At 54.4% G+C, this 12,198-nt stretch carries 12 protein-coding genes; 5 read left to right on the forward strand and 7 right to left on the reverse strand.

Going from position 1 to position 12,198, the window contains the following annotated elements:
- Positions 1-21: 21 nt before the first annotated feature.
- Positions 22-618 (reverse strand): nucleoside triphosphate pyrophosphatase, encoded by a 597-nt coding sequence (locus Q8O73_RS14185; RefSeq protein ID WP_305558815.1) that lies wholly within the window; start codon positions 616-618, stop codon positions 22-24.
- Positions 615-1,457 (reverse strand): pyruvate, water dikinase regulatory protein, encoded by an 843-nt coding sequence (locus tag Q8O73_RS14190; protein WP_305558816.1) that lies wholly within the window; start codon positions 1,455-1,457, stop codon positions 615-617. Before Q8O73_RS14190 ends, Q8O73_RS14185 begins: the two co-directional genes overlap by 4 nt.
- 530 nt (positions 1,458-1,987) lie before the next feature.
- On the opposite strand from Q8O73_RS14190, the gene hemE reads away from it, so the two are divergent.
- The 3 genes from hemE to hemJ all read left to right on the forward strand — a co-directional run bounded on the left by hemE (position 1,988) and on the right by hemJ (position 4,761).
- Positions 1,988-3,025 carry a uroporphyrinogen decarboxylase gene (gene hemE / locus Q8O73_RS14195; protein ID WP_305558817.1) on the forward strand — a complete coding sequence of 346 codons (1,038 nt, stop codon included), beginning with the start codon at positions 1,988-1,990 and terminating at the stop codon, positions 3,023-3,025.
- A 174-nt stretch (positions 3,026-3,199) separates the two neighbouring features.
- Complete coding sequence (gene hemH / locus Q8O73_RS14200) at positions 3,200-4,309, forward strand: ferrochelatase (protein WP_305558818.1); 1,110 nt, start codon at positions 3,200-3,202, stop codon at positions 4,307-4,309.
- 23 nt (positions 4,310-4,332) lie between these two features.
- The gene (gene hemJ, locus Q8O73_RS14205; protein WP_305558819.1) at positions 4,333-4,761 is read left to right on the forward strand and encodes a protoporphyrinogen oxidase HemJ; all 429 of its coding nucleotides are present in this window, start codon (positions 4,333-4,335) and stop codon (positions 4,759-4,761) included.
- An 88-nt stretch (positions 4,762-4,849) separates the two neighbouring features.
- Here the strand turns inward: hemJ and secB are convergent, their stop codons facing one another.
- Together secB and Q8O73_RS14215 are read right to left on the reverse strand one after the other, a co-directional pair.
- Entirely contained in the window at positions 4,850-5,338 is a 489-nt protein-coding gene (secB, locus tag Q8O73_RS14210) for a protein-export chaperone SecB (RefSeq protein WP_305558820.1), read from the reverse strand.
- Positions 5,339-5,557: 219 nt separating this feature from the next.
- Positions 5,558-6,112 carry an FxsA family protein gene (locus tag Q8O73_RS14215; RefSeq protein ID WP_305558821.1) on the reverse strand — a complete coding sequence of 185 codons (555 nt, stop codon included), beginning with the start codon at positions 6,110-6,112 and terminating at the stop codon, positions 5,558-5,560.
- A 316-nt stretch (positions 6,113-6,428) separates the two neighbouring features.
- On the opposite strand from Q8O73_RS14215, the gene Q8O73_RS14220 reads away from it, so the two are divergent.
- Both Q8O73_RS14220 and Q8O73_RS14225 read left to right on the forward strand, forming a co-directional pair.
- Positions 6,429-7,160 (forward strand): Tim44/TimA family putative adaptor protein, encoded by a 732-nt coding sequence (locus tag Q8O73_RS14220; RefSeq protein ID WP_305558822.1) that lies wholly within the window; start codon positions 6,429-6,431, stop codon positions 7,158-7,160.
- A 135-nt stretch (positions 7,161-7,295) separates the two neighbouring features.
- Positions 7,296-8,582 (forward strand): murein transglycosylase A, encoded by a 1,287-nt coding sequence (locus tag Q8O73_RS14225; protein WP_305558823.1) that lies wholly within the window; start codon positions 7,296-7,298, stop codon positions 8,580-8,582.
- 8 nt (positions 8,583-8,590) lie between these two features.
- Here Q8O73_RS14225 and Q8O73_RS14230 read toward each other — a convergent pair whose 3' ends face one another.
- The 3 genes from Q8O73_RS14230 to Q8O73_RS14240 all read right to left on the reverse strand — a co-directional run bounded on the left by Q8O73_RS14230 (position 8,591) and on the right by Q8O73_RS14240 (position 12,171).
- On the reverse strand, positions 8,591-9,493 hold the full coding sequence (locus tag Q8O73_RS14230) for an EamA family transporter (RefSeq protein ID WP_305558824.1): 903 nt from the start codon (positions 9,491-9,493) through the stop codon (positions 8,591-8,593).
- A 694-nt stretch (positions 9,494-10,187) separates the two neighbouring features.
- Positions 10,188-11,432, reverse strand: a complete 1,245-nt coding sequence (gene rlmN / locus Q8O73_RS14235; protein ID WP_305558825.1) for a 23S rRNA (adenine(2503)-C(2))-methyltransferase RlmN — start codon at positions 11,430-11,432, stop codon at positions 10,188-10,190.
- A 193-nt stretch (positions 11,433-11,625) separates the two neighbouring features.
- A complete protein-coding gene (locus tag Q8O73_RS14240; RefSeq protein WP_305558826.1) occupies positions 11,626-12,171 on the reverse strand; it encodes an invasion associated locus B family protein in 546 nt (181 codons plus the stop codon).
- Positions 12,172-12,198 lie beyond the last annotated feature (27 nt).

Below are 12,198 nucleotides of genomic sequence, written 5' to 3' on the forward strand. Positions count from 1 at the left end.
GTTTCTCCCGCCCGGTTCTTTTTATGATTTCAGAATGCCATGATCGCGCAAAAACCCGATCAACGGCAACAGCGGCAATCCCAGAACGGTAAAATAATCGCCCCGCACAGCTGTAAAAAGCTGCGCACCCAGCCCTTCAAGCTGATAACCGCCGACACAGTTCAAAATATCCGGCCCGGCCTGGTGCAAATACCAGTCCAGCCATTCATCACTGAAATTGCGCATGGTCAGATCGGCACTGTCGATCTTGCCCCAAATCCGCGATCCTTCCTTAAACACCACGGCGGCTGAAACCAGTTTGTGGGTTTTACCGCGCAACGCCTGAAGCTGTGCCCGGCAATGATCGGCATCGACCGGTTTGTCAAACCACACACCATTGCATTCCAGCATCTGGTCGGCTGCAATCACAATCGCCTCGGGATGCTGGCGATACATGCGCATCGCCTTCATTTCCGCCAGCATTTCGGCGGCTTCGTCTGCACTCGCCCCTTCGGATTTCAGCGATTGTTTAAAGGAATCCTCGTCAATCATCGAGGCAATCGCCTCGCAGTCCACCCCGGCATTTTTCAACATCATTTGCCGGGATGCACTGGCCGATGCCAGAATAAGCCGCGTCATTGTTCTTCAATCTCCCGCCGGTCATGGATCGTGGACATGATCATCGCCGCGGTTTCCTCGATGGAACGCCGGGTGACATTGATAATTTTCCAGCCACGTTCGGTAAAATAACGCCGTGCCTGAAACACTTCCTCGCGAACGGCAACCGGATCCACATAATTGCCGCCTTCGCCCCGTTCAATCTGGCGCAGGCGGTTTTTTCGGATCGATACCAGCTGATCGACATCCTTGATCAACCCGACCACCAGCGGCTTTTTAAGCAGATCAAGCTCCGGCGGCAAGGGACAGCCCGGCACAAACGGCACATTCGCCGTCTTGATCCCGCGATTGGCCAGATAAACCGAGGTCGGGGTTTTCGAGGTCCGCGAAACCCCGACAATCACCACATCGGCTTCTTCCAGATCCCAGGTCGATTGCCCGTCATCATGGGCCAGGGCGTAATCAATCGCTTCGATCCGGTCGAAATAATCCTCATCCATTTTATGAAGGGCGCCGGTGCGTCCGCGCGATTGCTGGCCCAGATAGCCTGCCATCATGGTGACGGTATTATCCAGAACATGGCTGTGGGGCACCTGCAACCGGCGACAGCCTTCTTCAAGCTTGCGGCGGATATCGGTATTGAAAACCGTATAAAGCACAATGCCCGGATGCCGCTCGATATCGGCCAGAACACGGGCCAGCTGCGCATCGGTACGGATCAGCGGCCAGACATGTTCATGGGCCTGAACATCGGGAAACTGTGCGACACAGGCACGCGCCACACCATCAACGGTTTCCCCGGTGGAATCTGAAACCAGATGCAGATGAAAAACGGTAGTGTCGTTGGTATCGTCACTCATAATCGGCATCGCTTTTTTGTTCAGATACGACAAAAATCAAAGGTAAATTGATCAAACCGGAGTCGCCCCTGTGGATAAGTCGGGATAACGGGTACGACTCCACCTGTTTTGTCGGGGGAATTTTTATCCTCCCCCCTCTCCCTTTTTCTTCTATGACTCTATCCCGTGCTGGATAACCGGAAAATTTTTTCTGTGATAACAGGGATAACCCGGCGAAAAACAGTTTTATCCCCGTTATCCCCGTTTTTAAAAATCGCTTGTCCACACCACAATATCAGGGAGTCTGTTAAAACCATCCCCAGTTTTTCCCGTAAAATCTTGCGGTCGATCAATTTATTCGAGTCCCGATGTGGATAAGATGTGCATGAAATTTAATCCCGGTTATCCACAGGGAACCACTAACAAACAACATCCTTTTTAAATAAAGATTCTTTTGTTAGAGACCACGAGGGAAAACCGCCTGGAAAGGCCACGGGGCCCGATAAACAACCGGTTTCATCGGGTTCTGCGACAAGAAAGCTGGAAAACATATGCCTTCTGAACAAAAACGGTTCTTGCGTGCGCTGGCAGGCGAAACCCTTGCCATTCCTCCGATCTGGCTGATGCGTCAGGCCGGGCGCTATTTGCCGGAATACCGTGCCACCCGTACCGAGGCAGGATCGTTTCTCGACCTCTGTTATAACCCGAAACTGGCCTGCGAAGTCACCTTGCAACCGCTTCGGCGCTATGATTTCGATGCGGCCATTCTGTTTTCCGACATTCTGGTCATCCCCCAAGCATTGGGTCAGGAACTGGCCTTCAAACAGGGCGAAGGCCCACAGCTTGATCCGATCCGTGATGCCAGCGGGCTTTCACGCCTGAATATCGATAAAATCCATGAAACATTGGGGCCGGTTTACGAAACAGTTTCCCTGCTGTCCGATGCCATTCCCGCCCATACGGCGCTGATCGGCTTTGCCGGCGCCCCTTGGACGGTCGCGACCTATATGGTCGAAGGCAAGGGCAGCAAGGATTTTGCCAATATCAGACGCTTTGCCTATGGCGATCCCGAAGGCTTTTCAAAGCTGATCGACATTCTGGTCGAAGCCACGACGCAATATCTGTTGCGTCAGGTTGCGGCAGGCGCTGAATGCATTCAATTGTTTGAAACCTGGGGCGGTGTTTTGTCCGAAAACGGGTTCCATCGTTGGGTTATTGAACCGACCAGACGAATTGTCGCCAATCTCAAGGCTGTTCACCCGGATGTTCCGGTGATTGGCTTTCCAAGGGGTGCCGGTTTGCATTTGATCGATTTCAAAACCCTCACCGGTGTCGATGCCGTCGGCCTTGACAGTGGCGTTCCATTAAAATGGGTGGCGGAAAACCTGCAAAAACTGGGTCCGGTTCAGGGCAATCTGGACCCGATGTATCTGATTACCGGTGGCGATGAAATGTTGGCCGAAGTCCGGCGGATTTTGGATGTGCTGGGCAATGGCCCGTTTATTTTCAATCTGGGTCACGGCATTACACCCGAAACGCCGCCGGAAAATGTCGGATTGCTGGTGGATTATATCCGGGCGCAGAAATGAAATTTTCAAATTTCCGATCTGCCGGGAAATTTGCTGCGTATCTGAGGGGTTAAGCCGTTGCCATCCCTGTAAATAAACCTTATTTGCCGCACGGTATGGGGAATAGGGAACGGATTTCGTCGGGCCATGGCTGTCAATTGATCGGCCATTGCCAAAACGCATAAGGATCATCCGATGTCTGAAACACTGCGCCGGAAACGGGCAATTATATTGTTCAATCTTGGCGGTCCCGACAGTCCAGAAGCCGTTCAACCCTTTTTGTTCAATCTGTTCAATGACCCGGCGATTATCAGCCTGCCCAACCCGTTTCGCTGGTTGCTGGCAAAACTGATTTCAACGCGCCGGGCACCGGTTGCACAGGAAATCTATGCCCATATCGGGGGCAAATCACCGCTTCTGGAACTGACCCGCGATCAGGCGAACGCGCTGGAAAAGGCCCTGAATGACGGGGATAACGGTTATGAAAACCGCTGTTTTATCGCCATGCGTTATTGGAAACCTTTTGCGGCGGATACGGCGCGTCAGGTGCGCGATTGGGGTGCTGATGAACAGATTTTGCTGCCGCTGTATCCGCAATTTTCAACAACCACCAGCGGATCATCGGTCAAGGACTGGAAAGCAGCCTGCGCACAGGTTGGCCTGCGCACCCCGATCAAGACGGCCTGTTGCTATCCGACCAATCCCGGTTTCATTGATGCCAGTGCCGAAATGATCCGCGCCGGTTATGACCGTGCCGTCGCCCAAAACAAGGGTAAACCGCGCCTGTTGTTTTCTGCCCACGGCGTTCCGGTTGCCGTCATCAAAAAACGCAACGATCCCTATCAGTTGCAAATTGAAAAATCGGCGCAGGCGGTGGTCGATAAAATGGCGATTGCCGATCTCGACTGGCTGGTTTGTTATCAAAGCCGGGTGGGGCCGATGGAATGGATCGGACCCTCGACCGAACATGAAATTGAACGGGCAGGCAAGGATGGTGTGCCTTTGGTGATTGTGCCGATTGCCTTTGTGACGGAACATTCCGAAACGCTGGTTGAACTCGATATCGAATATCGCGAAATTGCGGATCATTTGAACATTCCGGTCTATGAACGGGTCAAAACCGTCTGTTCGCATCCGCGCTTTATCGAAGGTCTGGTTTCTGTGGTAGAAGAAACCCAGAAAGAACTTGATGAAAAAGGATCGGATGATCATCGTATTGAAACACGCGGCTGGTGGTGCCCGGACGACCATAGCTGTGCGGTGGCAAAACAACCCGGTCCAAAACCGGCAGATGCGTCGGCCTGAAAACAATAAACCACGAGAGATTGATGGATTTATTTAGTATTATCAAATCGCTGCATGTGATCAGCGTCATCGCCTGGATGGCAGGATTGTTTTATTTGCCGCGCCTGTTTGTTTATCACTGTCAGGTGGCAACGGGGTCCGAAGCCTCGGAAAAATTCAAGGTGATGGAACGCCGCTTGCTGCGTGCCATCATGAATCCGGCAATGATCGCCTCCTGGGTGTTTGGCGGATATCTGATCCACGGGGCCGGTGCGCTGTCGCAACCGTGGTTTCATGTCAAACTGCTTTGCGTTGTCCTGATGACGGCGGCCCATATGATGCTGGCAAAATACCGTCGCCAGTTTGAATATGATGCCAATACCAAATCTGAAAAATTCTATCGGTTTTTCAACGAAGTACCGACAGTTTTAATGGTTATCATCATCTTTATGGTCATCGGAAAACCTTTCTGATCGCCCGGCATCGATAAAAGTTACGATACCAAAATAAAAAGGCCGCCCATCAGGCGGCCTTTGTTTTGGTTTCGATCCGAAAACGCAATCAGGCGTTCCCGGCCGGTTCCTGTTCGATGCGCTGCGCAAATTTCTTGCGGAAAAGTTCTGCGAAATCAATCGGATGCATCATCAGCGGCGGGAAACCGCCATCCGATGTCAGACCCGAGATAATCTTGCGCGCATAGGGGAACAACAGACGCGGCACTTCGATCAGCAGAACCGGCAGGCGATGTTCTTCGGGCACATTAAGGGTCACAACCGCGCCATACTGCAATTCGGCAATAAAGGCGACCTTGTCCCCGGCTTCGGCCTTGATGTTGATTTTCAGGATCACTTCATGCAGTTTCTGATCCTGGGTCGTGCGGGCTTCGACATCGACATCAATGGCGATCTTGGGCTGCTGTTGCATGGCAACGCTTTCCGGGGCGTTCGGATTCTCGAACGACAGATCCTTGATATACTGGGTATGAAGGGTAATCGGATTGCCTGCGGGCTGTTTGGCCTCTGCGCCTGCACCGGTATTTTCGTCAGCCATTAAAGGGTCACTCCTGCAAAATTCATCATATAGGGCCAGAAACAAGCTGCGCAGCCGGGCAGAATCGTTTGCAAACCGGGGCTATTCAACTTGTTTTTGACACCGCCAGACGCGGTTTTTATGCCCAATGGCCTAGCATGTCTGCCCCCGCCGGGCAAGCAGCAGCACACGCTAAAAAGCCATTCCGGCGGGATGTTTTATCGATGATTTTGCCCCGCCTCAATTCCGGGGCAGATGGCGGTCCGGGCCGGTGTTTTCGTCGTTGCCATTCCCGTGATCGGGGCGGTTATCATTGCTCAGATCTTCAAAATCGCCATCAATGATCGGTCCCTGTCCGCGTCCGCCCATTCCTCCATGGGGTCCTCCGCGGGGTCCGCCGCCCATCGGGCGACCGCCGACATTCATGCGGAATTTTCCCGATTTCATCAGTTTCAGGATCAATCCGGCCCCGATTGCCTTGCGCAAGGGCGGCACCAGCAACAAAAACCCGATGGTATCGGTGACAAAACCGGGGGTCAGCAACAGCATACCCGCAATCAAAAGGCACAGGCCGTCAAACAGCGGGCCCAGCGGCATATTGCCCTGATCCATTTCCTGCTGAGCGCGGGCAAGGGTTTGCAAACCCTGGGCGCGCATCAGGGCTGTTCCGGCCACCGCCGTCAGGATTACAATGGCAATGGTCGGCCACAAACCGATCAGTGCCCCGGCCTGAATAAAAACGGCAATTTCGATAATCGGAATGGCGATAAAGGCGATCAGGATAAAAAAGGCCATGGTTGCTCCGGCTGGCAATGTATATTATTAAAAACTGAATTATTTAATCAGATGCCCGATAAGGCCCGGTTGCGCCAACATCTTGATTTATGCTCTATTATGATGAATATCTCGACTACCTAAAGACATAACTGGACAAAAATGCGGCAGGTTGCCAGTCCCGGCATGATTTTTTGCACCGCTTTGCGCAAAATCAGGTGATGTTGGTCACATCTGTGCTAATCGAAGGTTGCCCTTGCATTTGCTTCAGTTCATACCATTTTTCGTTCACAGCCTCTAATATGTGGCATCCCGCCATTTTGGCACCTCACAGATCATGGGTCCGGGTTTGCAGTTTTTCGATATTATCCTTTTTGCGCTGATTGCTGTTTTTCTGGTGTTGCGCCTGCGCAATGTGCTGGGCCGTCGTACCGGCAATGAAAAACAGGGTCCCACCGATGTTTTTGGCCGTCGTCAGCATGACGACAAGGCCGATGGTCCGGTCGCACCCGGTGATACTGCCAATGGCAGTGCAGGAAATGACAATGTCTATCGCCTGCCGGGAAGCGATGCTGCCGATGGTGCCGCCGAGGATGTGGTGCCGACTGGCAAGGCTGCGGTTCTGGCCCAGATCGAACGCGCCGATCCGTCCTTCAATCCGCAGGAATTTGTCGGCGGTGCGCGGATGGCCTTTGAAATGATTGTCGAATTGTTCGCCAAGGGTGACAAGGATTCGCTGAACCCGCTTTTGTCGCCGGAAGTTTACAAAAACTTTGCCCAGGCGATTGATGCCCGCGCGGAAAAAGGCGAATACGAAGAAACCACACTGGTTGGCATCAAATCGGCGCAAATTCACGATGCGACGCTGGAAGGCCGCACCGCTTATGTGACGGTGCGTTTTGTCTCCGAAGAAGTTTCCGTGATCCGCGACAGCAAGGGCGATGTGATTTCGGGCGATCCCAATCAGGTGATCGAGGCCGAGGATTTGTGGACTTTCGCCCGCAATGTGCAAAGCTCCGATCCCAACTGGCAGCTTGTCGCGACCGAAACCCCGGACGCTGCCGAATAGGCCAAACCGGACATATCTGACGATCAAGGCGGCATGTGCCGCCTTTTTCTTTGGTCCTGCCATCCGGTCATCGGGTTTTTTTAACTCCTTTGCGGTATCTCTGACCTCTGTGTTTTGAGAATTTCGGGTATCTGGATGTCGGCTTTGAAAAAAAATCCCCTGTCGCCCCTGATGAAACGGATTGTCTGGATCGGCCCCCTTGGGTTGGGGGCGATTGCCGCCCTGATCTGGATGTTCTGGCCACAGATCACCGGCATCGTCCCGGTCGGGGAACCTGACGAACAGCCTGCCGATGCCCTGACCCTGACCCGGGCCGGTTTTGACGATCTGGCGGGCTGGCGGGTAGATGACATGCAAGGGGCGCTGCGCGCCTTTCAGCGATCCTGCACGCCGATCCTCAAACGGGACGATGATCGCGATTTTGGCCCTGATCCTCGCATGGGCACCACCGGTCAATGGCGCGGTGTCTGTGAAACCGCCCTGATGCTCGATGCAGACCAGATCACAGACGATGCCGCCCGCGCCTTTTTCGAGGCCGGATTTACCCCATGGCTGGCGGGCAATAATGGCAAGGCCGAAGGATTGTTTACCGGCTATTACGAACCGGAACTTCAGGGCAGCCTGACCCGCCACGGCAATTATCAAACCCCGCTTTATGCCCGGCCTGATGATCTGATCGAGGTCAATCTGGGCGATTTCAGCAGCGATCTTGCCGGAAAACGCATTGCCGGACTTGTATCAGGCGGGCGGTTGCAACCCTATCATGACCGGACCGCGATCGAGGGCGGTGCCCTTGCCGGGCAGGATCTGGAACTGGTCTGGGTTGATGATGCGGTGGCGGCGTTTTTTCTGCAAATTCAGGGATCAGGCCGGGTGGTTCTGGAAGATGGGTCTGTTCTCAAGGTTGGCTATGCCGCAACCAATGGCCATCCCTATTTTGCCATTGGCCGCGATCTGATTGAACGCGGTGCCCTGACCCGCGAAACCGTATCCTTGCAGACTATTCAGGCGTGGTTGTCGGCCAATCCCGATCAGGCGGCCGATGTGATGAATAAAAATGCGTCCTATGTCTTTTTCACCAGTTTGCCGGGCGATCCCGATGCCGGGCCGCTGGGGTCGCAGGGGGTGCCGCTTGAAACCGGGCGGTCTTTGGCCGTGGACCGGCGGTTTCATGCGATGGGCGCGCCGGTATGGCTGGAAACCAGCGATGCGATGAATGCCGACCGGCAATTTCACCGCCTGATGATTGCCCAGGATACCGGCGGGGCGATTCGCGGGCCAGTGCGCGGCGATATTTTCTTTGGGCCGGGAGACGAGGCCGCCCTTTATGCCGGGCATATGAACCGGCAGGGCCGGAAATTTATCCTGTTACCCCGCGGGGTGGATGCGGTACCGGCAATAACAGAAGCCCCGACGCAATAAAAACCGGTTTAAACCGGGCCGGGGCCGGGCTGACGGCGGGCAAACAATGCCTGCCATGCCCGGTGGCCGAAAATATTGATCAGCAATCCAGCGATCACCAGAAGGGCCGCAACGATCTTGACCGGCCCGAACTGTTCCTCCAGTACCAGTGCCGATGTAGCCATACCGACAATTGGCACCAGCAAGGTAAAGGGCGCGATCAGCCCGACCGGCAGGGTGGACAGCAAATGCCCCCAAATGGCAAAGCCCAGAAGCGTCACCGGATAAGCCAGATAAAACACTGCGCCGATGCTGGTCCAGCCGACCGAGGCGACCAGATGATCCAGACTGGCGCGATCTTCGATCAGCAGTGACAGAATCAAAAGCGGGATCGGCGGCACCAGACTGGCCCAGACGACAAAGGACAACATCTCGATACGTCCGGCCTGTTTCATGATGATATTGGCAACGCCCCATGCGGCGGCGGCCAGCACAACAAACAGCAACCCTGCCCCGCTCATCGAACCATCGGATACCAGCATCAGCAAGGCGACCCCGGAAAAGGCAACGACCATCGCAACATAGCGATGCGGCCCGATCGGTTCGCGCAGCCAGACAAAACCCAGAATCAGGGTAAAAAACGCCTGCAATTGCAGGACCAGCGACGCCAGTCCGGCAGACAGGCCGACATCCATGCCGATAAATAACAGGGAAAATTTGACGCAGCCCAGCATGACGCCAAAGCCGACGATATAACGCCAGGAACATTTCGGGCGCGGCAGGAAAAACACCGCCGGAATCGCCGCAAAGGCAAAGCGCAGAGAGGACAGCAGGATCGGCGGGATTTCGTCCAGTCCCAGCCGAATGACGGTAAAATTCGCGCCCCAGATGACAACCACCAGCAGGATCGCAGATAACTGGCCAACAGACATCAGGGGTATCTCCCACGATTACAAAAGGATGCACATATCTTTTTGGGTTTTGGTCATTTGGGGGGCAAGGCAGGGATACCACAATTCCGTCACAGCCGCCAAGGGCGGGTGTTCATGCGGCGTTGCAGTATCCTCAAAAACCAACAGGTGAAGGTGCTGCGCCAGGATCATCCGCTTTCGCCAGTGTGATGACAAAGGGGATTCCCCACTCAAAGCCCGTCTTTGTCGTGAACACGGAATCCGGACAGCCACCAGACACACCTCGGGCATCCGCCAGCCTCGCCAACGGACCCGATATCCGCTCCCGCCGCCCCCGGCAAAACCGGACACCGACCGAAACTGTCAGGAAATGTTGCCACCATGCACGCCGCAGACAAGACGCAATTCGGGCGTCCTGACAAATGGCCGGGTCAGACCGCCTGCGCACTGCCCCCGTAATGGCTTTTCCATCCGCCGGTCAGGGTCTTGCGGGCTGGCCCGCCGCCTTGTCTGTCTTTATATCGCCGCATCATCATCGCCTCTTTCACTTGCCGCCAAACGCAAAAACCCGCAAGACACAAGGCCTTGCGGGTTTCTCTCCGGGCGCATTTGCCCCGTTGATTTTTGTCTTATGCCATAGCGAAAAGAACAAATCAAGAACTATTTTACCCAAAAAGCAAAAAACTTCACATGCACCATCACGGCGACAATTCTGTCATTCGGCGGCAGATATCGCGGGGCTGGCGTCTGTTTCTTCTGCTTCGCGGGCACAGGCGCGGGATTTGCGCAGGCGCTGGCTTTCGGATTTCAACTGCCCGCAGGCCGCCAGAATATCGCGGCCCCGCGGCCAGCGGATCGGTGCTTCGTACCCGTTTTCATTCAGCGTTGCGGCAAATTTCTTGATGCCCGATGTCGGCGTGCATTCATAATCCGATCCCGGCCATTTATTGAACGGAATCAGGTTGAATTTGCAATGGACCCCCTGCACCAGTTTGGCCAGCGCCCTTGCATGTTCCGGCTGATCATTGATGCCCCGAAGCATCACATATTCCATGGTGATCGGTCGCGAATTGGAAATGCCCGGATAATTGCGGCAGGCCGCCATCAATTCCTTCAACGGGTATTTCTTGTTGATCGGCATCAGTTCATTGCGCAGATCATCATCGGGCGCATGCAGCGAAATCGCCAGACCCACGCCCAGTTCCTCGCCCGCCCGGACGATTTCGGGCACCACCCCGGATGTGGACAGGGTAATACGGCGGCGTGAAATCGAAATACCTTCGCCATCCATGGCGATTTTCAGGGCGGTGCGGACATTTTCATAATTAAACAGCGGTTCGCCCATGCCCATCATCACGATGTTGGACAGGCGGCGGATGCCATTGGCCGGGGTCGGCCATTCGCCGTAACTGTCGCGTGCCACCATGAACTGGCTGATGATTTCGCCCGGTGTCAGGTTGCGCACCAGCAATTGCGTGCCGGTATGACAAAACCGGCATGTCAGGGTGCAGCCGACCTGGGATGACACGCAAACCGCGCCGCGATCCTCGTTGCGATCCGGGATATAGACGGTTTCGGCCTCGTTGCCGTCGTTAAACCGCATCAGCCATTTATGGGTGTCGTCTTCGCTTTTCTGATCCGCCGTCAGGACCGGGCGACCGATATAATAATCCTGTTCCAGACGTTCGCGCAGTTTTTTGGAAATATTGGACATGCCGTCGATGCTGGTGACACCGCGGTTATATATCCAGTTCCAGACCTGCTTGACGCGAAATTTGCTTTCGCCAAGGCTTGAAAGGATTTCCGTCAGTTCCTCGCGCGACAGACCGATCAGGTCGGTACGACCGTCAAAAGCCTGTCCGGCGCGGGCACGGCCAACAAAATCTGTCAGTGTCGGCCCATTGGACGCGACATTGCTGTTGATCAGGCCGGAGTCTGTGGCGGTCAGGACGTCAGTCATCCCGGTTTTCTCTCTCAATTTTATGGCGATGCTTGGCATTTTTATCGGTGTCGGGAGCACTATAACAGATTTCGCCCCAAATGCAGACGCCCCGCATATAGCGGGGACGGCGCATTTGTAAAATCACAATTTTCACATTGCTGCCAACCGCACGGTGCAATCAGGCTTGATCTGCAAAAGATGGCGGTTGGGTTTAGCTGACCGGTGTTGTATCGCAAGCCTTGGAAATGGCGTTATAGGCTGCGGTAAAGCCCGACAGTGAATAGGTATCGGTGGTTTTTGTACCACGTGTGGAATAGCCGACAACCGTCATATTGCTGCCCGACTTCATCGACCGCACCATTTTGCGATCTTCCTCACCATTGACCGCCCAGGCTGAATCTTCGTAGGTAAACAGCTTGTAAGGCGTGCTGTCGATTCGCAATTCGACATCACTGTCTTTTTTGTAAGCGTAACCGGTGATGAAACTGACCTCGTTAAACAGTTTCAGGGCCGGGCGATGGGTGACCATCACATAAATTTTGCCCCGCTGGCTGTAATCCCCTTTGGCCGAAACCGGCTGACTGCCGATATAGCAAACCTTTTTGCCTTTTTCGGTATAGGAATAGGCTTCCCATTTTCCAAAAACATCAATGAGCTGCGGTGCGTTCTGGGCAAAGGCAGATGAAGTCGCCAATGACACCATCACAGCAACAGCGGCGAGACTGTTTTTGACAAGACGATGTGCTGAAATTTGCATGATGTCCGCTTTGAATCCGGGTTTCGA

The sequence above is a fragment of the Thalassospira sp. genome (assembly GCF_030690045.1).
Taxonomy (GTDB): Bacteria; Pseudomonadota; Alphaproteobacteria; order Rhodospirillales; family Thalassospiraceae; genus Thalassospira.